Origin of the sequence: Paenibacillus salivarius (assembly GCF_051307165.1) — a bacterium.
Classification (GTDB): Bacteria; Bacillota; Bacilli; order Paenibacillales; family Paenibacillaceae; genus Fontibacillus.
Window position 1 is genome coordinate 4,238,982 of the sequence record NZ_CP195592.1, and the last position, 17,997, is coordinate 4,256,978.

Sequence of the window (17,997 nt, forward strand, 5' to 3'; positions counted from 1 at the left end):
CTCTCAACTTAATTTTTCGAATTTTGATAACACTCCAGCACAAACGGACAATGCTTACATTGGCTGCCCGGCGTGGAAGGAAACAAAGAAGAAGCCATATCCGGGAATGATTCCAGACAAGACTTCTTCAATTCAATCTGTTCCGCCAAACCAAGCGCCCATTCTCTAGCTTCATTGGCATCAGACTCGTTATATACAAACGACTCTGCTTTCCTGAAGCGTAGAAAGTACAATGTCCCCATGACTTGCCGAAGCCCTCTTCTTTTCATAATCGCCCAAGCATACAAAGCAAGCTGCCTTGTATCATTTGCTCGGTACGGTCGCCAATTTGATTTCCAATCCCAAAATCGCTCTTCTTCCAGTAGATCGATATACCCTTGGAGTTGAATACCTCCTCCAAGCGGAAGTACAAAATGAACTTCCGTTTGTCCACTGACTTCTGGAGCACGTTGCATCAAAGATGCTATCTCTTCATAAGTCACTTCGGGATGGGAATCTGATTCAATGATTGCCTCAATAATGGCTTCATGCTCAGATACTCCATTGATCTTTAGCTCAATCGCTTTATGAACAGCCTTGCCAAGAGCTAGTGGTTTAGTAACTGGCTCGTCTTTACCCAAAATGTACTTTTGGTAAAATCGATAAGGGCAAGTTTCATAAAGCGAGAGCCGGGAATAAGAGTACAGCATTAGAATGGCAAATCTTTATCAGAGATGTTCCATCCATCTCCGGCTGAATTGGTCTCTTGATTATTTGTCGAATTTTGATGATCGCCGGTTTGAGAAGTCCCGTTAGATGTGTTAGTAAGGAATTGAACATACTGTCCAACTACCTCCGTTACATATACACGGCGTCCTTCATTGTTCTCATAGTTGCGAACCTGAATTCGTCCTGTAACTGCAACCTGGTGGCCTTTCTTCACATAGTTAGCTACATTTTCAGCGACTGCCTTCCAGACCACAATAGGAATGAAGTCCGCTTCTCGTTCTCCATTTTGATTCGTAAAGGGACGATCTACAGCCAATGTGAATTGTGTCACCGCTACCCCAGAAGGTGTATAACGTAGCTCAGGGTCCTTTGTCAGTCTTCCAATTAATACTGCTTGGTTCAAGCTCATTTTTTATCCTCCGTCTTCACGCCTGCCCTTTCAGGTTCAGGACTTACAGATTTAAAATTGCAAACAAATCTTTCCGCGTCTTCCGTCCACTTAGGACGTACTGAACAAGAATAAATTTGGAGCACATCGTCCAATAAGGGAGCTTCAATTTCTTTCTCGCGTTGTCGGATACGCTCAATGTACTTTTGATATTTAAAGTTCTTTATCCCGATGATCAGCCAGAGATAAGCACCTTGCCGTTCTGTTTCCAGAAACTCATTCCACTGCTCCCAAAGAAGATCCATAGAACGCATGTAATAGGCAAAATCTCTTTCTCTCATCAGCTTCCAATTAGGCTCTTTGCCTCCTGTGTGTTGCCTCAATAACTTTCGTTGATTTCGGCTGAGGCGTTCAGCAGGGTGCACCACTTTTCGTTTGCGATATCTCTGCCGGACCTGTTCTTCCGGAACTCCCTCCAAAAGAGAAATAAAGCGAAGCACTCCCCCACTCTCCCCACAAAACCAGCATTTGAACACCTGGTCTTTGGTGTTAAGAGAAAGGTAGTATCTTCGCTTTTTTCCCGGCTTAGAATCCTCATGGCAAAATGGACATTTACAGAGAACTTCATCTCGTGATTTGGAGAACGGATTAATGATGAGTCCGTTCTTTTCTGCAATGTCCAGAATGTCAGGAAGCATGGTCGATCACTGCCCTTAATTGTTCTTCTTGGCTGGGAGGAAGTTGTATCTGCTCCCACTCCGACGAAAGAACAATTTTGCGCGTAACCGTGTGAATCTGCTTTTTAGGTTCCCACCACTGCCAACGCTCGTAAACTTCCGCAGCCATTTGAACATGCTTGCATTGCTTGTGTCCGAAATGACATGCAGGGCAGTCATGCGTAATAATCAAATCGTTGTAATGAGGCTCCACTTTCACGAGATACACGCCATTTTGCTTACTGGATGGGAACGCACAGATTAGTGCCTTCCCATCCGTAAAGGTTGTCAGACTCATGCAGCTTCACCCACTAACTGAATCGATTTCACAATTTTGAATCCATTGCTCATTTCAAAATCAAGTTTAAATTGCATGTTATTTGAAATCGCATTGACCTGATCAAGCGTTTCAGCTGTATTGGCAAGCACAATGGATTCTTCACCCGTCCCTACATTGACTACTTTCAACTTGGCGAATGTTACTCCGCCCGGAGAGGTTCCTGTTGCCATATCCAGCATCTTGTATACTTCTCCCGAGTTCTTTGGATTCGAGTTTGAAGGCTTTCCACCCGAATTGTTTTTCTTACCTTTACTTTCAGTAGTCTTAGGATCAGAACTGGATGCAGTGCTATCAGAAGACAACTTTTTCGGAACTTGATTATTCGTTTGAGCAAGCTCACCCACTTCAATCCGTTCTGCACCTTCAATGGTTTCAATCTCACTTTCGTCCATCATTCCAAGGCCGGATAGTGACAGCGTTACCCGACGCTTCGCTTTTGTTTCGGCTTTCATAATGGCATTGGCAAGTTCATCTGCTGTCAACGGGAGAATCTTTCCTGTAGGGACTTTGCATCTACGCATCTCGTCCCAGATCTTCTCCTCTTTCATTAAGGAAACAGCACCTATGGATTCATCAGCACGACCGTCTTGAGTCGTTCCACGAGCTGTCACACAGTAAACATCACCAATGCGTTCACGGCTGGTTATTGTGATACTGATTTTGTGAATTTTACGAAGCTGATCCGTAGCATCGCGCTTAGCATAAAGCACTAGCTTTCCATCCAGTTTCAGATAATCAAACGGCTTGGTGAGGGGATTAAGTCCAACGCTCTCACAAACTTTCGTGTAGTAGATCAAACGTTCCTCGGGTTTCAATGAAGAAAGATCACCTTGAACTACTACCTTTTCCATAATCGACAAGTCCATTTTTTAACCTCCACCCGTCATTTGACGTCTGTGCTATTTATACCCGCACAGAAAGGTAAAATAAAAAAACGTCCTTTCTCTTTGAGAGAAATAACGTTCATTCACATTTTTATTATTCAAGCGTATAGGTCTTCACAAGCTCATCCAGATCAGTCCAGATTTGTCGAAGCCTCACCTTGAGCATTCCTTCTGATTCAATGCAGGCATCATCCAATAGCGAAAGAGCCTCCTCAAGCATCCCCCTTACTCGTTCAAAAGCTTCTGCTTCTTCCTGAATAAGACTTTGCTCTAAAGGGCTATGCTTATTTCTGGATTTCTCCCACATTAGCTTGAGCTTAGTCCACTCACTCTCATTGGGAAGAACCGGGTTATAATGTGAAACTGATGAATCTTGACGTTTGTCCTTTTTGAACCAGTGTTTAAACATGCTTCGATCACCCTTTCATTTTTTTGAAAATAAAAAAGCCGATTTCTGCACGGACGAATCCATGCAAAAATCGGCTTTAATTCATTATCAATACTTTAAATTACACATGCGGGTGCGGTTTAACCTTTATCAGAGCCTTTCGGTACTCTTCTTCCCTTGTTCTCAGCACAGGAGATTTCGGGGGGGTAATGACTTTATCCTACTTTAATCCTCAGCTATAAAGCTTTGTAGGGGAGGTACAGCACTTATCGCCTATACAGGCAACTCTTGTCTCCGGCAAACGGGAGTGTAGAGGTAAAGATAATTACAGGAATATTATAGCATTGTGATTATAAAAGTGCAATCATACGTTCTCATTTTATCCGGCTGCAAATTCCCGATCTTCCGCTTCTTCCAGTACCGGTTTCAGCTCTACCTCAGATCCGCGGATCTCACTGTCGATTTTGAAAGCTACCTCCGGATGTTCCTTTAAGAACTGCTTGGCATTCTCCCTGCCTTGCCCTAAACGATCACCGGCATAAGAAAACCACGAACCGGATTTTTCAATCACATTCAGTTCAACTCCGAGATCAAGAAGGGTGGCTTCTTTCGAAATGCCTTCACCATACATCATATCAACCTCAACCTGCTTAAACGGCGGTGCAACCTTATTTTTAACGACCTTAATACGTGTCCGGCTTCCTACCATCTCATTACCTAATTTGATCGTCTCCATACGACGTACATCAAGACGAACCGATGAATAGAATTTCAATGCACGGCCCCCAGGAGTTACTTCCGGACTTCCAAACGATACACCGACTTTCTCCCGGAGTTGATTAATAAAAATAGCGATCGTCTTGGATTTACTAAGCGAACCGGATAATTTTCGCATCGCTTGAGACATGAGCCGGGCTTGAAGTCCTACATGAGAATCCCCCATCTCTCCCTCGATCTCTGCTTTAGGAACAAGGGCCGCTACGGAATCAACAACCAAAATTTCTACCGCTCCGGTTCGTACCAAGGCATCTGCAATTTCAAGCGCCTGTTCACCGGTATCGGGCTGAGACAGCAGCAACTCGTCGATATTAACGCCCAGATTTTTAGCATATGTAGGATCCAGTGCATGTTCGGCGTCAATGAAAGCAGCTTGTCCTCCTAACTTCTGTACTTCAGCAATCGCGTGTAGTGCCACTGTTGTTTTACCGGAGGATTCTGGACCATAAACCTCAATAATTCGTCCTCTTGGAAAACCTCCTACACCTAAAGCTATATCAAGAGCAAGATTGCCGCTCGAAACGGTTTCAACTTGGACATGAGCTGCCTCCCCTAATTTCATGACAGCCCCTTTCCCATAAGACTTCTCAATTTCCTTCATAGCCTTTTCTAGTGCCGCTTGTCTGTTTTCTTGGTTGTCCATAGTCCAAAACCCCTCCCTACAATACGAATGTATGTTCCTTTTTATAGGAACAATTTACCACACATATGTTCATATTTCAATAGGAAAGGAGATTTTTCCCAAGACATTTACTTAATTACCCATTCTCCCTTGATCTGCCTGTAGAAACGATATTCTTGTTTCAGGTCAGTGTCCAGTAGTAACTTCGCTTCCTTCAAAAGTTCATTCAACGGCATAACCGCTTCAAGAGATTCTGAGATTACAATAATGGGATACGATGAGTGCCGTAATGAAGCAGGCAAGTAACTGGTATCTCCACGGATCACCAATACATTTCTGGATTCCGCTCCAATCTCAACCCTGCCCGTAAAGGGATAAGGAGCGGCATGAATTTGAAACGCTTTTTGTTTATCCCGCATGGCGCAGCAAAACTGAAAAAACACTAAATGGGACAAAATCTGTTCCATTGTCCATGTTCTCCAGAACTCATGTGACCATTCCAGGTTGAGTAATTGCGCAGCTCGCGGGCCAATCGTATAGATGGGTATCGTGTTCTTGTTCTTGAGAAGCAGGTGCTGAATTAGCTTCTTCTCAGCTAACATGCGCCGGACTTGATGTCGTTTCCACTGGAATAGACGCCCCATTTGAACACTTCCCATACAGCCGATTAAACCAAGCGATCTGAGCCCATCTGCTTCGGTAGCAGCTCGTAATGGAGCATATCCCGGTACAAGCTCCTCCGAAAATGAAGCAGGTTTAAACGTCCATTCATGTGTAATTGAGAATGGTGATGTTTTCATACAAAGCTCCTTTCTAAAACCGAAGTAAGGAAAGAGGCGAGAATCGCCCCTTTCACTTTTTTGGAATAATCCGTCCATAAATCCGTTCTTGCTTTGGATCAACCCCGCGGACCCGAATATAAACCGTGTCGCCCCGCTTCACTTTTCCGAACCGGATATGCGGAACCAGAGCATCGACTCCGCGCTCAAGATTAACAAATATACCATATTCCATTACACCGGAGACCTTACCTTTGTAGGTTCCTTTGGATACATAACGTTTTGCGCAATCCGGCCATGGACTTTTCTCTGTTGCCTTCTTGCTAACCTTCACGATTTTATTTTCTTTATCCAATTCTACGACCTTTACTTTGAGGTGATCCCCGGCACTAACTTCTACGCGAAGATCATCTACCCATCCATAACCATATTCCTGAACCGGCAGCTCCGTTGTAATACCGCCAATATCCAGCATCAACACCTTAGGAGTAACATTACGTACTACCGCTGTAATTACCGCATCTTGCTCCAGCCATTTCCATGTCAAACCTTCCATATGCTCCAGGGCTGCTTGACGGGATGCGATGAAGGTATCTCCTTCACGATCATAGCTCAGGATCTTAAAGGCAACGGGTTCTCCAAGTAACCGCCGAAATTCATGGGCATCCTTCGTACCAGAGAAATCCTGTGGGATATATCCTCTGACTCCACCGACTAATACCACGCCACACAGCTTGTTTAGCTTTGGCTCAAGACCAATTAGTTCAGCTTGCAATACAAGATCATTCTGCCGGGCACTATAAATCTGCGCCCAGCCTTCATCATAGCTGCTCTGCTCCAACTTCTCCTCGTTATAACCTTCAATCAGCACTTTCTTTAACTCTTCACTCATGTTCATTAACCTCCATCAATTTGTTTTTTGATATTTGAAAAACCTCAGCACAATTAGCGCTGAGGTTCTTACTCAAATGGATCTTCTTCTGTTTTTGTCGTTGTGTAATCGAAATCATCTTCGTCTACATGTGGTTCGTCTTGGATAGGGTCGGATATGAATTTCAAACGAGAAATGGATGTTTCTTGATTGGACTGCACATCTAATCCCACATTGCCCTGTTCAAGTTTAGCGCCTCCGCTCTTGATTACGGCACCAAATCCTCTCCACCATCGCCGCTTTACTTCCCATTCCCGTCGCTCTTTCCAGTCCCTCGGAACAAATGAACCTTTGCCTATTTTCGGCGGTAAAGGTGTGCCATCGTCCAGAAGCTTTGCCACGTAATGGAATTTGGGTAGTCCATCCATCATCTGCGTGTAAAAAATACGGTCTTCTTCCTTTTCCGTGTCCCGGTAGTTCTCCGGCAAAAAGTTAGGGAGTAATAATTGCTGTTTAAATGTGCTTTGACGCATTATGATTTGTTTTTTCCCAAATTCCCGACTAAATTCAACAGCATCCTGATAAGATAGCCCGCCAAAAGCGATTTTGTTTCGGCAACTCGTCATAATGGATTGCTTCATGGCCTTCGCGTTGATCTTGCCAGATTCGACTTCTAGCTGCCCCAAAGACTGGATAGCAAATATTCCGGCTGTTCGATACTCCGCTGCAATGGATAAGAACAACTCCACATCGGGATTAATATATCGGGAATACTCATCCACGATCATAAAATGCGGCACGCGCGTGCGCTCTGTTCCTGGTCTACGGAAGGTACCGCTCTGCAAATGCATAACAACGAACTGACCAAAGGCATCCCCGGCTTTCCGCAATTTACCCATGGCCGTATTTACGGCTAATACACCGCCAGAAGCAAAATGCTTGTCCATGTCGAAATCGGATTGTCCAGTCAAGATTGGCTCCAAATGCCGGTTAGACGTTAAGTTCTCAAGCTGGGCGCGAAGACCGATGACGAACTGCTGGTATTTTTCCTTCTGCGCTCCAAGTAGCTCGGATTGAAAAAACTGAACCAGATCGGATTCACCCTCTTTAAAACGAAGTTCCTGTACCTTATCCTCCAGCATTCGTTGATCTCGCATCGTTCGGAGTACATCGCCCAGGTTAACATCATCCAAGTAAAGACGTTTTAAAAGCTTGGTGATATTGCGTCCGGCAAGCTCCTGCACTGTAGCAAAAAATGCTTCCTGTTTCCCGAACATAGATTTAAGGACAGTAACCGTAGCTTCAGCTACGTCGTCCTCATCTCCTTTCATCACAGGAAACCTCGCGCTATGAGTTATGGTGGGGTCAACATGGACACAGGGCATATCCATTTCATCACACATTTCTGCTACCATTGCCGCAACATCACCTTTAGGCTCCACAACAGAAAGTCCGAGTGGAACCCCCTTCTTCTTCAGAAGCAGCAACTGATAAATCATGGGCTTGAGTAAAGTGGCTGTCTTTCCACAGCGGGTAGGGCCAACAACAAGCATATGCGTGAACATATCACTGCCTCCCCATTGAATCATGCTCTCACCTTCCTTTCTATTGATTAATTTATTCAATAATTGTGGTATAATAGATTGCAAAGGGGGGTGATTTCCTTGCTTTGCACGATGAAGATCAAACTGTTGACGGATAGTGAACAACATCGAAAGTTATTGGACACCATGAAACGATTCAATGAAGCGTGTAACTACATCAGCAAAGTTTCTTTTGAATCCAAAACGTTCGGTAAAATTGGTATCCAAAAGCTTTGTTATTACGACGTCCGCGAGCGCTTCGGTCTGTCGGCGCAGTTGGTTGTCCGCTCTATCGGAAAGGTTGCAGAAAGTTACAAAACTGAACGCAAGTCCGTCCATGCCTTCCGCGAATTTGGGGCCGTCGTGTATGACCAGCGTATTCTGTCCTTCAAAGGGCTGGAGTACGCATCTATACTTACACTTGAAGGACGCATTGACGTCCCTATGATTATTAGCGCCTACCACAAAGGCGTATTGCAGGGCCGCAGGGTTCGCGGGCAAGCCGACTTGATTTTACAAGACGGATCATTTTATCTCCTCCTTGTGGTTGATTTGCCGGACGGAACACCGTTTGAGCCAGAAGGCGTAATTGGCGTTGACCTTGGTATTGCGAATATCGCTGTTGATTCCACGAGCGAAGTATTTTCTGGTTCAAAGGTTAACAGCATTCGCGCTCGTCATCGTCGTTTGCGAAAGAAACTGCAAGCGAAAGGCACCAAATCTGCTAAACGCTTGCTTAAAAAGCGTCGCCGCAAAGAACAGCGTTTTGTACGCGATATAAACCACTGCATTTCCAAGAAGATTGTTGAGAAAGCCAAAGGCACTCGGTCTATGATTGCTCTCGAAGACCTCAAAGGTATTCGGGAACGGACGGAGAAGACGGTTAAAAAGGCTCAGCGTGCGAAACATTCTTCTTGGGCGTTCTATCAGCTTCGCCAGTTTATCGAGTACAAGGCTAGACTGGCTGGTGTACCAGTGGTTTTGGTTGATCCGCGCAACACATCCCGAACATGTCCGGAATGCGGACTGATCGACAAAAAGAACCGAGCGACCAGAGATACATTCCATTGTCAATGCTGTGGGTACGCTGCTCCAGCCGACAATGTGGCTGCTCGTATCATTGCGAGCAGGGCTACTGTCATATAGCCAAACGCGGCAGATTTATTCTAGCTGCAAGCTCACGGCTTTAGCCGTGTGGTTTATGACCTCAATCCTTCATAGGTATTTCTTCACCCAAATTCAGTCGAATCTCTGTCTTGGAGGAAATAAATAGACGTTTAAAACTTTTCCAACGATCGGCTGCCGTAGGTTTGACATGGACAAGTTGTTGCTTGCTCACATTGCCTCGACGGTTTTTCAAATTGTGTTCGAGTCTGTAATTGGCAAAAGTAAGGAACGAGGACAAAATGAGTGCTGCTATAAAGGCTGTGTGCACCGTTCCTGTTACCGACAATGGAAAAGAGGAAGAGGCTATGATCTCCTCTTTCAGCCTAAGACTCAGTGCTATTCCCGCCCAAAGCAGGCTTGTGAAGAAATAGATCAGCTTATTCTTGCGTTCCAACACCCACCCGTACAAATAGACGATGAAACTGATGATGCTAAGTGACCATGGAATAAATAACGGCCAACCCGGTAAGCGCCAATACAAATAAGCCCACCCGCCAAGAGTGAGCAATAAGTTTATGAATCTGATCATGGCAGATAATTCAGAAACTCAAACGGATCAGAGTCGTTACGTGAAATAGCCATCAAACTTAATCGCCGGAAAATCTCCACAGGCATAAAGGTCGAATAGGGAAATTCCTGTAGCCAACCAAATTGTCCATGTAGTGGTCTCAGGTATTCCTCGTTAGGATACAGGGCATAGACTATTGTTCCATCGTCTTCTGGTACTTCAAACGAAGTAATGGGACGCTGCAGAACAAGCACTTTGCATTCCTCATTTGGATATACAATACTTCCGACAAATGGAGATGGAGCTGCTTTGATCTTGAATTTGGAAGATGAAGCCCCATTTTCCAAGTATCTTATGAATTCAAAAAACACCAACTTCTCAATCACATCTGAGATCGACCAGTTTTCAATTCGTGTCGGCGGCTGGCCTATTCTTTCGCTGCCCCCTAGCCCCAATGTATAGACAATATACCTTTGTCTTTCTGCCAGCAGCTCATGTTGTATAATTTCACCTCGGGAAATCATCGAATGAACATGCTTTTGTTCCACCTTAAATAATTTAATCATCTGTTCATGCTCAATTGCCCCAATATCTCCAATGGAGCGAAGTAACGTTCCTTTGGCTGGAAAATCCAATACCTCACTCAAAAATGTTGAATTGGGCTTCCACTCCCAATTTCTCTGTAAATCAAACTGCGGAATCCCTGATTCTCCGTGCTTTTGATTTTTGGGCGACAGCTTCTCACACTTCTGAAGCATTTCACTCATCCGGTTAAATTCCTGAATATATCGTTCCTTGAATTGCATCGCTTGCTTTCCGGTGTAGCCCATAGCCAAGATCGTAAAGCCATCTCGCGTAATGATATATTTGCGACGTTTTTCCCCCTTAGAATCCTTATAGTCAACCAACGCAAAATTGCGTTCGTTAAATTCTGTTGATGATTCCAAGTTATCAATACTACGCAAAACATCAGCATGTCGTTTTCCGAAAGCTTCTGCCACAACCAAACTGTCCGTCACTGGTTTACCGTTCTCTAAATAAACTAACTCTTGCATATTTAAAACTCCTTTCAAATTGGAATGCTATGCTCTGCTTATGATTTCGATGGCATCACCCATTTCAAAACCTCGTTTAAAGTAGTTCCTTCGAGATGCCCACAATATCCACATGTGCTGCACTTGATAACTCCTGCTTATAGCGTTCGACTTCATCCTCATAACAAAAAAGCAGGACTCGTCGTCCTACTGTCTGGCTTACACCTATGGAGTAGTTGGTTAAACATCGTTTCAAAGTCATCATGTTCATCGTCAGGAGTTCGATGACATAGGGGTCTTTCCACGGACCAATCCGTTCTTTTTGCACCAGTCCGTATTCAAATCCGTATTTGCTGGAATGGCCAACTTCTTTCAGTTCTCCATACGGTTCAAGTAATTTCTGTAGCCTTAAAAACGTGTTTGTCAGGATGTATTCCCTTGTGATTTGAATCCCCCACTCATTGAACGGCAGCAAGTGAACCGGGATACCACCTGTAACTAAATTTAGCTTCTCACTCATGGTTTCAAAAGCATGTTTAACGGACTCGCTCTTGTAATAAACCAGGAATCCTCTTAGTTTCATATGCTTCTTGATCTCGTTGATGATCTTGATGAGCGTTTGTTCCCTGGCATCGGGCATTAGGATGTAGATCATATAATCGCCTTTGTCACTTCTGAACCCGCCGACCGTTAGATTACCGCGGTTGAGATTGTATTTGCGCTTGATTTGGCGAGAGTCCATATACGGCACTTCGGGGATCTGCACGAATAGCTCGTTCGCATCCGTAATGTACTGCCGCTGTTGAATTGACAGCCCCAAATCCCGTGCACGATAGTTCTTGCCGTCCAATAAGCCGCGTTCTATTAACAAATCCATTCCCGCTTCGGTTAATCGTACATACGCCGCCGTGACTGTTCGACCTGCGGTTCTCTTACCAAACACATTCGTAGTTATGAGTCCTTCCTTCTTCATGATATATAACCGTTTATGTGCGTACTTCTCACTGGCAAAATGCTTCATCGTAATTTGCTTCTTCGTCATTTCCCGTAGTTCATACAGTTCCTGCAATATACTCAGGTCCCGGTCTGTCCATTCACGTTGTCTTGGCATGTTTACCTCCTTTCTGCTGGAAATTTACTGCCCCGCATTCTAAGACACATCGTCTTGTCAGGGACGGTTTATGGGTTAATGGACGGGGGGCGTAGGACGGGGTGCTCAGAGTCTAACGCTCAACTGCGTTTCGCGGTAGCCTCTTCCCACCTTTCCGCTCCAGCCTTGATTTCGTATCGGGTACAATCCAATATCCAGCACTTATTTCTAAGAAGTTCTTTCCGAAAATAACGGGTTCAACTCATAGGGGGTGTTTATCGGGTTCAAACATACCCGAAAAATCATGGCCGGCCCGGTACTTTTCACGAATATTTTCAATCATCTTCAAAGCATTTTGGGAAGGTGTAACAAAGACTTGAACATGGTTTTTACGATTAACATCCAAGAATCCAGATTCCATAATTTCTATTTCCTTCCATGAATCATCTTTGATCAATCCAGCATATCGAATCGCGTTTATTATTGCGCTACGGTTACGATTGTCCAGATCACGGATCAATAAATCCTCAAAAAAATGACAGATATAAATAAATGCCGACTTCAAGACTGGAGTTTCTATTTGAGAAGCTTTTATTGCTTCCATTGTTGCCTGAGTGTAATAGTTTTTAATCTGATTTTTGTATTGCTTTTCCTTAGAGTAAAGTGGCAGCATCCCCTGATACGAGAACTGATATACCGAATATTCGCCTAACATGAAGGTGTTATAAATACAAGGTGGATAAGCCTTGGGATCGGGAGATGTACTTTCAGGTAGCATCGTTCGCCATTCTGCCAGAGACTTTCCTAATTTAAAAGACAGCCCCACTGTTTGGCGGTACATTTCCTCAACCTCTTCAACTTTATTTCGAGCTTGATCCTCCCAAAATGACATCTGCTTCACTCTCCTTTTCTTATGTGCATCACTTAACAGTAAAAAAATAGAAAAACTTCACTTCTTCTGCTTCACAAGAGTTTATTTGAAGCGTATCACTTCAAGTTGTTTAAAAAATCAAACGGGTCTTTGAATTCCCCCTCTTCTTGGGCCGGGGCTGAAGCTGGCTCAGCCACTGAAAGTAATGACTCCAAATCAACTGCTGCCTTTTTCTCTTGAGGTTTAATCCCTGCCAGCGCTTCTGCAATGGCATCCGTTTTTTGAGTGCGTTCTTCCGCTTTGCGCTCCAGTTCGGTCAGTTCTTCCGTTAGCTTTTTAACACTGTCTGGAAAATTGAGTCCGGCAAATACCGTATAGATGGTTACTTGCCCTAGCTGATCTCCTACATAGGTAGCTACTGGATTCTCATCGAGAATGGGCGTACTGTCATGCAGAAACGATTGAATCTGCTCAACAAATGTATGAGTAAACAAGCGTTTAGCCGTAGAACCATCTGCTACAATACTGACCGCGCTACTGGTTGCATCCTGTAGATCGTAACCGGCTGACAGCTCCCCGTTTAGTACACTTTGTTTCAGGGCTTCCATGTAAGTGACCGGAGAAGCGAGATCAACCGTCTGAGCAGGCAATGTGCATTTTGCGATATGCAAACATCCACCAGTCCTCAGCATATTGAGCCACTCGGAACTGTCGAAATGATAGCTGCCGTATGGCTTGTAGCTGGCAGTAACAGTGTTAAGATCATGAAGCAGACGTGCTACATGCCGATTACACGATTTCATGAAGTCCTCTACACTCTGACTTTGACTCAGGCCAGTTTGAAACAGCTTTTCGTTGTCCACTACAATGATAGCGCCCAACCCTTGCATCGCTCTCTTAATCACTTGCAGACGCTGCAAGGCATTATCCAATACCCTCCTGCCTTCGTTACGCCGTGGTAACGTTAGCAGCAGGCCAAATCTGCCTGCAAAGCCCTTTGCGTGCAGTAAACGAATAGCTTCAATAACCGAACCCGTTCCTGTGCCGCCACCTAAACCACAGCAAATAAAAATATAATCCCTGTCATTAAAGAAGCTCTGCAGTGTCTCTGCAATAGTTTCCTTGTGAACATTGAATGCTTCCTGCCCAAGCTGAATATCCCTCCCTACACCGCGCTCATATCCCGATAAGATCACTTTCTTGATATTCGGATAATCTGGCAGTTTGAGAAGATCCATCTCATTACTGTTAATCAATAAGGCCGTATAAGGACGCTGCTCACTTTTGGCAGATAACCGTATCCCAGCACATGCATGAGCAATTGAAGTTCCTCCCATCCCTAACCCCAGAAAACCATACTTCAAACTGATATTCATTGCTCCGCTCCCTTTCGTTTGATTCGTTCTTGCATCAGCTTATATTGCCTATAGTTGAGTAGTTCTTCCCCTAATGGGGATAATGTGTATCGCTTGGATTTTGCTACTTCAGCTACCTGAACCAGCGATGCTCCTTCTAACATCGCTGCCGCTTCATCCAGCAAATGCCTTGATCTAATCGGCAACTTCTCCTGCTCTACATCAGGATGTATCTTTTTGTACAAGGCGTTGGTTACATCCCTTAGCTGCTCCTTCTGTACAGGTCGTTCTGCCATTCTAAGTGCTGCCAACATCCACATCATATTTTCGTTCTCAGCAGTAGCCGATAGTAGCGCATCCAAAATGGCTTCTCTGCTCATCAAGATCGTCTACCTCCCTTCAACCTTTAGCAAAACAAAAAAGCCCCTACCCAATTGAGGGTAGAGGCTATTGAACGGTATTTGTTCATCTTCTTATCAATCTTCTACGTTGCTCTTCTAACATTTTGCGCATGGTTTGCTCTACTACACGATCATTTTCATCTACTAAAAAATACATCCAAAGTTCTTCTATTTTTTTCAATAACTCATATTCCTCCAATTATAAATAGAAAATATGCCGTTAAATAGAACGGTGCTAATGGAAGTTTTTTTCTTCCATCCCTAGCCCATTTGAAAGCTATAGCAAATAACCAAGCAAACGTGAGCATAATAATCAAAAATAACATTGCTTGCCGCCAGCCAAGAGCCATACCTACGGCTGCCATTAGCTTAATATCTCCACCACCAAATGAATCAGGTTTTAAAACAGCAAATACATAAAGCAAGCCTGCTCCAATCAAAACACCTAGCAAATAATAAAAAGGTTGTTCATTATGGAATAGCCGAAATATAAGGAAATATCCAATCCCTATACCACTCAACCAATCAGGTATGATTCTATACTGCAAATCTGTATACGTGGCTACCCCTAACAGAATTATCAGCGGAATCGACTCCAGTAAATTGTTCATGTTCTTCCTCCTAACCCTCTACTACCTAACCCTCTACTAATAGAAAAAGCAGCCTCCGAAGAGACTGCTTGAGGTCGTCTATGATATAATTAAAACTGCAACAGAAAGGCTATATAGGCGGTCGGCTAACCTCTCGAAAGGGAGGTGGTGCCATGGAAGTTAAAGACGCTTTAACAATTATGATCGGTTTCAGTTCGCTAATTATCGCGCTACTGACGCTTGTAGTTACAATTGTTTTGGCGATCCTTAACCAAAAGAAATAGACCGCCCCTCCTGAGAAAAGGTTTCGGTCTTATTTCTTAATAAGCATTATCTTTTCTTAATGCCGAACCGCCCTTAAAAGCGGCTGTTGCAGGGGACGGTTACCGCCGCCCCTTTCTTATTCTTATTATAAATCTGAAATTACATACATGCAATGCCCTTATTTGTACCACTCCGATGTATCTCGCTTCGTCTGCCAATCATCATACATGCTACCGTAGATGGTTATTTTCTTGATGATGCAAGAGGATAGGTCATTCTGTCCAGCGTGCATGGCTACAATTTTAAACGTATACTCTCCATCGGGAGCTTTGACATCGGTGTAGAATTTACGTTCATTGATGTCAAAATCAATCAGGTCGGATTTATATCTCTCTTCCGGCAGCTCCCACGTTGCTGTTTTATCATCTCCACCTGTCTTAACTAGACCAATGCTGGTTACATAATCACCGTTGGTGTCCCAAATATACACCCTAACCTCAGTAGGCCCTTTCAGTTCACCCCCAATGGGTTTAGCTGTTCCTTCTAAGCCTTTAGGAACCTTGGTTTCCCAATCTGTGGTGTATTTCGTCGTTGCCTTGATCTCTACACCATAGCCGGCACGAGTAACCTCATTTGGATTCAAACCATTTTCCTTAGCCCAAGGAATGATTTCCCATGATCCGCGACTTTCCCGATCCGATTCCTTCGCTTCTTCCGGCTTCCAAGGCGGGGCTGTAGGAATTCCCTGCTTTGTATTCAGTTCAGCCGAAACGGTAAGCTTTTCATTATAGGTTACTTTTCGATTCTCCCAAATCGGGTCGCTGTAATCCGTGTAGCTTTCCGTAGAAGTATGTCGTTTACCTTCTGAGTCCGTCCAAGACACCGTTCTGGTCTTGGTTGGATAGCCTGTAATCAATGGATATGTCACATCCCACGTTGCCTCCGGCTTCGTGGTATCACAATAAGCATCGCCGCCATTCTTGGTTACAGAGCAACCAGTAACGGCTACGTTATTAGAACGATCTTTATCTTGTTTTTCCTTCTCGGGGTCTACATGAACGCTTAAGGTATGGATACCCGTATTTCCTGTCCACTTGAAGCCGCCTACAGTAATCGGCGTATTAGCAGGCATGTTCTTTCTGGTTTCATAGATGGTCTTCTTGCCATCTTCCATGAAGCGTATCAGGACATTGGAAACATCCGTAGTCCCTACATTCTTCACCTTTGCTGTCACGGTAGACGATTGACCTACAGTCAGCGCCGATGGGCTGGCGGTAATGGATTGGGCGATCAGATCGTTCGCCGCCCCCTTGCGCTCGATCGTCCAGCCACCTTTGATCTCGTTATTATGGTACGCCTCATTCGGTGATTCCAGCGCTCTGTCTGGATGATTTGGGTTGTTTATCGTGACATCAGCTTTGATGTAATATGTGCCTGGATCATCGCTGATCTCGATCTTGCCAAGCATATAACTGTACTCTTTCCCTACAGTGAATTGCTCTGGCAAATCCTTGTACATGGACGAGAGGTTAAAGTTGGTAGAAACCGCACCGCCGATTGTAACCTTTGCTATCATCGGCATTCCGCGTTCACTTGCATAGTCACTGGAGATAATGTCTTCATCACCGTCATAACGGAACTTAACCCAAAGCTGACCACCTTCAGTTAGCGTCAGTTTTGTTGGAACATAATCCATATTCAGGTCATCTGCCAGTGTCACACTCTCTATCTGAGTACGTCCGTAGCCATCGTCCACGATAATGTCTACCTCATTTCCAAGTACACGTGACAGCTCTTTACTGGCGATCTTAACGGTATTGCTGTACTCTGTATCGGTTGTGGTGATTGATGTAAGCTTCACACGCTTAGTCATGTCAGGGAATGCACCTTTGGGCAACGCATATACATCAACTTGGCGCAGACTGTTATTAACCCCAGCAGTTGTGAAGCTTACTGTTAGTTCCTCGCCTTTCGTGACTTTCAAGATAGGCCAAGCAGTAATATTGAAATAGGCATGGCCTTTGCCATCAACCTTTTGGGTGCGGTCAAACTGGACACCCATTCGGCTGACGATACCAGAGGTGCGCAGAAACCTGTAATTCCATTCCAAAACATAGTAGTAATCATGATCAGAATCATAATCCGTTCCGCGTACAGTAAAAGTATCTCGAAAGTACTGTTGTTGCTTCTTAGATACATTCATGTTACCTGACCATACAGCATCGAATAGTTCACCTACAGCAGCCTTACTTTTGTATGTTAGGCCAAAGCCGTTTTTATCCGAGAACTCAGGATCTCCCGGTTTTTCTTTTACCGCGAATACATCGTAGTTATCTATAGTTTTCTTTTGACCGTTTGCAAAATTAAAAACAGCTTGCCATTGATAAAGTTTCCAGAGGTTATCTTTTGCATCTCTACCCAATGCCGGAACAAACCCCACAAAACTATCTCCGGTTTTACCGTATTCCCATAATCCAAAGGCGTCATTTACATGCTTTTGTAACATTGGGATTCCAGCAGCGTAGACTATTGTTGATATCAGCATACTTATTAGTAGTATTACAATGCTTACTTTTTTCTTCATTCACATTCTCCTCTACCAAAAACTGAAAAGAAAAAGAGCCTACGACTTTTAATCGCAGACTCAAAATGTAAATTGAA

General features: G+C 44.2%; 20 protein-coding genes. 2 read left to right on the forward strand and 18 right to left on the reverse strand.

Annotation, left to right across the window (positions count from 1 at the left end; all coding sequences use genetic code 11):
* Nucleotides 1–8: 8 nt before the first annotated feature.
* The 10 genes from ACSFXJ_RS19565 to ACSFXJ_RS19610 all read right to left on the reverse strand — a co-directional run bounded on the left by ACSFXJ_RS19565 (nt 9) and on the right by ACSFXJ_RS19610 (nt 8,062).
* Nucleotides 9–689, reverse strand: coding sequence for a RecB family exonuclease (locus tag ACSFXJ_RS19565; RefSeq protein ID WP_435922067.1), 681 nt, complete (start codon nt 687–689; stop codon nt 9–11).
* Nucleotides 689–1,117 (reverse strand): single-stranded DNA-binding protein, encoded by a 429-nt coding sequence (gene ssb, locus ACSFXJ_RS19570; RefSeq protein WP_435922068.1) that lies wholly within the window; start codon nt 1,115–1,117, stop codon nt 689–691. Before ssb ends, ACSFXJ_RS19565 begins: the two co-directional genes overlap by 1 nt.
* Entirely contained in the window at nt 1,114–1,596 is a 483-nt protein-coding gene (locus tag ACSFXJ_RS19575; protein ID WP_435922069.1) for a hypothetical protein, read from the reverse strand. The genes ssb and ACSFXJ_RS19575 overlap by 4 nt, the downstream gene beginning before the upstream one ends.
* 187 nt (nt 1,597–1,783) lie before the next feature.
* The gene (locus tag ACSFXJ_RS19580) at nt 1,784–2,110 is read right to left on the reverse strand and encodes a hypothetical protein (RefSeq protein WP_020816499.1); all 327 of its coding nucleotides are present in this window, start codon (nt 2,108–2,110) and stop codon (nt 1,784–1,786) included.
* Complete coding sequence (locus tag ACSFXJ_RS19585) at nt 2,107–3,018, reverse strand: hypothetical protein (RefSeq protein WP_068779957.1); 912 nt, start codon at nt 3,016–3,018, stop codon at nt 2,107–2,109. The genes ACSFXJ_RS19580 and ACSFXJ_RS19585 overlap by 4 nt, the downstream gene beginning before the upstream one ends.
* 112 nt (nt 3,019–3,130) lie before the next feature.
* Nucleotides 3,131–3,445: a hypothetical protein gene (locus tag ACSFXJ_RS19590; protein ID WP_036715201.1), complete on the reverse strand. Its 315-nt coding sequence runs from the start codon at nt 3,443–3,445 to the stop codon at nt 3,131–3,133.
* A 358-nt stretch (nt 3,446–3,803) separates the two neighbouring features.
* Entirely contained in the window at nt 3,804–4,844 is a 1,041-nt protein-coding gene (gene recA, locus ACSFXJ_RS19595; RefSeq protein WP_435922070.1) for a recombinase RecA, read from the reverse strand.
* 107 nt (nt 4,845–4,951) lie between these two features.
* Entirely contained in the window at nt 4,952–5,623 is a 672-nt protein-coding gene (locus ACSFXJ_RS19600) for a hypothetical protein (RefSeq protein ID WP_435922071.1), read from the reverse strand.
* A gap of 52 nt (nt 5,624–5,675) precedes the next feature.
* The gene (locus ACSFXJ_RS19605; RefSeq protein ID WP_435922072.1) at nt 5,676–6,494 is read right to left on the reverse strand and encodes a S1 RNA-binding domain-containing protein; all 819 of its coding nucleotides are present in this window, start codon (nt 6,492–6,494) and stop codon (nt 5,676–5,678) included.
* 68 nt (nt 6,495–6,562) lie between these two features.
* Nucleotides 6,563–8,062, reverse strand: coding sequence for a type IV secretory system conjugative DNA transfer family protein (locus tag ACSFXJ_RS19610; RefSeq protein WP_435922073.1), 1,500 nt, complete (start codon nt 8,060–8,062; stop codon nt 6,563–6,565).
* A gap of 66 nt (nt 8,063–8,128) precedes the next feature.
* On the opposite strand from ACSFXJ_RS19610, the gene ACSFXJ_RS19615 reads away from it, so the two are divergent.
* Nucleotides 8,129–9,202, forward strand: a complete 1,074-nt coding sequence (locus ACSFXJ_RS19615) for an RNA-guided endonuclease InsQ/TnpB family protein (RefSeq protein WP_249413056.1) — start codon at nt 8,129–8,131, stop codon at nt 9,200–9,202.
* Nucleotides 9,203–9,263: 61 nt separating this feature from the next.
* Here ACSFXJ_RS19615 and ACSFXJ_RS19620 read toward each other — a convergent pair whose 3' ends face one another.
* The 7 genes from ACSFXJ_RS19620 to ACSFXJ_RS19650 all read right to left on the reverse strand — a co-directional run bounded on the left by ACSFXJ_RS19620 (nt 9,264) and on the right by ACSFXJ_RS19650 (nt 15,093).
* Nucleotides 9,264–9,704 carry a hypothetical protein gene (locus ACSFXJ_RS19620; RefSeq protein ID WP_435922074.1) on the reverse strand — a complete coding sequence of 147 codons (441 nt, stop codon included), beginning with the start codon at nt 9,702–9,704 and terminating at the stop codon, nt 9,264–9,266.
* Nucleotides 9,705–9,748: 44 nt separating this feature from the next.
* Nucleotides 9,749–10,786: a Rha family transcriptional regulator gene (locus ACSFXJ_RS19625; protein WP_435922075.1), complete on the reverse strand. Its 1,038-nt coding sequence runs from the start codon at nt 10,784–10,786 to the stop codon at nt 9,749–9,751.
* A 76-nt stretch (nt 10,787–10,862) separates the two neighbouring features.
* Nucleotides 10,863–11,876 carry a hypothetical protein gene (locus ACSFXJ_RS19630; protein ID WP_435922076.1) on the reverse strand — a complete coding sequence of 338 codons (1,014 nt, stop codon included), beginning with the start codon at nt 11,874–11,876 and terminating at the stop codon, nt 10,863–10,865.
* 241 nt (nt 11,877–12,117) lie between these two features.
* Nucleotides 12,118–12,747, reverse strand: a complete 630-nt coding sequence (locus tag ACSFXJ_RS19635) for a hypothetical protein (RefSeq protein ID WP_435922077.1) — start codon at nt 12,745–12,747, stop codon at nt 12,118–12,120.
* 95 nt (nt 12,748–12,842) lie between these two features.
* Nucleotides 12,843–14,102: a plasmid replication protein gene (locus ACSFXJ_RS19640; protein WP_435922078.1), complete on the reverse strand. Its 1,260-nt coding sequence runs from the start codon at nt 14,100–14,102 to the stop codon at nt 12,843–12,845.
* On the reverse strand, nt 14,099–14,464 hold the full coding sequence (locus tag ACSFXJ_RS19645) for a hypothetical protein (RefSeq protein ID WP_009225510.1): 366 nt from the start codon (nt 14,462–14,464) through the stop codon (nt 14,099–14,101). The genes ACSFXJ_RS19640 and ACSFXJ_RS19645 overlap by 4 nt, the downstream gene beginning before the upstream one ends.
* Before the next feature lie 203 nt (nt 14,465–14,667).
* Entirely contained in the window at nt 14,668–15,093 is a 426-nt protein-coding gene (locus ACSFXJ_RS19650; protein WP_435922079.1) for a prepilin peptidase, read from the reverse strand.
* A gap of 152 nt (nt 15,094–15,245) precedes the next feature.
* Between ACSFXJ_RS19650 and ACSFXJ_RS19655 the strand changes: the two genes are divergently transcribed.
* Entirely contained in the window at nt 15,246–15,356 is a 111-nt protein-coding gene (locus ACSFXJ_RS19655; RefSeq protein WP_197070091.1) for a putative holin-like toxin, read from the forward strand.
* Between the two features lie 158 nt (nt 15,357–15,514).
* Here the strand turns inward: ACSFXJ_RS19655 and ACSFXJ_RS19660 are convergent, their stop codons facing one another.
* Nucleotides 15,515–17,920 carry a CARDB domain-containing protein gene (locus ACSFXJ_RS19660; protein ID WP_435922080.1) on the reverse strand — a complete coding sequence of 802 codons (2,406 nt, stop codon included), beginning with the start codon at nt 17,918–17,920 and terminating at the stop codon, nt 15,515–15,517.
* Between the last annotated feature and the right edge of the window lie 77 nt (nt 17,921–17,997).

Excerpts from the sequence above, each read along its gene's own strand:
- ACSFXJ_RS19650 (WP_435922079.1), bottom strand. The coding sequence starts at position 15,093 with ATGAACAATTTACTGGAGTCGATTCCGCTGATAATTCTGTTAGGGGTA.
- ACSFXJ_RS19590 (WP_036715201.1), bottom strand. The coding sequence starts at position 3,445 with ATGTTTAAACACTGGTTCAAAAAGGACAAACGTCAAGATTCATCAGTT.
- ACSFXJ_RS19610 (WP_435922073.1), bottom strand. The coding sequence starts at position 8,062 with ATGATTCAATGGGGAGGCAGTGATATGTTCACGCATATGCTTGTTGTT.
- ACSFXJ_RS19600 (WP_435922071.1), bottom strand. The coding sequence starts at position 5,623 with ATGAAAACATCACCATTCTCAATTACACATGAATGGACGTTTAAACCT.
- ACSFXJ_RS19565 (WP_435922067.1), bottom strand. The coding sequence starts at position 689 with ATGCTGTACTCTTATTCCCGGCTCTCGCTTTATGAAACTTGCCCTTAT.
- ACSFXJ_RS19580 (WP_020816499.1), bottom strand. The coding sequence starts at position 2,110 with ATGAGTCTGACAACCTTTACGGATGGGAAGGCACTAATCTGTGCGTTC.
- ACSFXJ_RS19630 (WP_435922076.1), bottom strand. The coding sequence starts at position 11,876 with ATGCCAAGACAACGTGAATGGACAGACCGGGACCTGAGTATATTGCAG.
- ACSFXJ_RS19660 (WP_435922080.1), bottom strand. The coding sequence starts at position 17,920 with ATGAAGAAAAAAGTAAGCATTGTAATACTACTAATAAGTATGCTGATA.
- ACSFXJ_RS19625 (WP_435922075.1), bottom strand. The coding sequence starts at position 10,786 with ATGCAAGAGTTAGTTTATTTAGAGAACGGTAAACCAGTGACGGACAGT.
- ACSFXJ_RS19585 (WP_068779957.1), bottom strand. The coding sequence starts at position 3,018 with ATGGACTTGTCGATTATGGAAAAGGTAGTAGTTCAAGGTGATCTTTCT.
- ACSFXJ_RS19635 (WP_435922077.1), bottom strand. The coding sequence starts at position 12,747 with ATGTCATTTTGGGAGGATCAAGCTCGAAATAAAGTTGAAGAGGTTGAG.
- ACSFXJ_RS19655 (WP_197070091.1), top strand. The coding sequence starts at position 15,246 with ATGGAAGTTAAAGACGCTTTAACAATTATGATCGGTTTCAGTTCGCTA.
- recA (WP_435922070.1), bottom strand. The coding sequence starts at position 4,844 with ATGGACAACCAAGAAAACAGACAAGCGGCACTAGAAAAGGCTATGAAG.
- ssb (WP_435922068.1), bottom strand. The coding sequence starts at position 1,117 with ATGAGCTTGAACCAAGCAGTATTAATTGGAAGACTGACAAAGGACCCT.
- ACSFXJ_RS19605 (WP_435922072.1), bottom strand. The coding sequence starts at position 6,494 with ATGAGTGAAGAGTTAAAGAAAGTGCTGATTGAAGGTTATAACGAGGAG.
- ACSFXJ_RS19640 (WP_435922078.1), bottom strand. The coding sequence starts at position 14,102 with ATGAATATCAGTTTGAAGTATGGTTTTCTGGGGTTAGGGATGGGAGGA.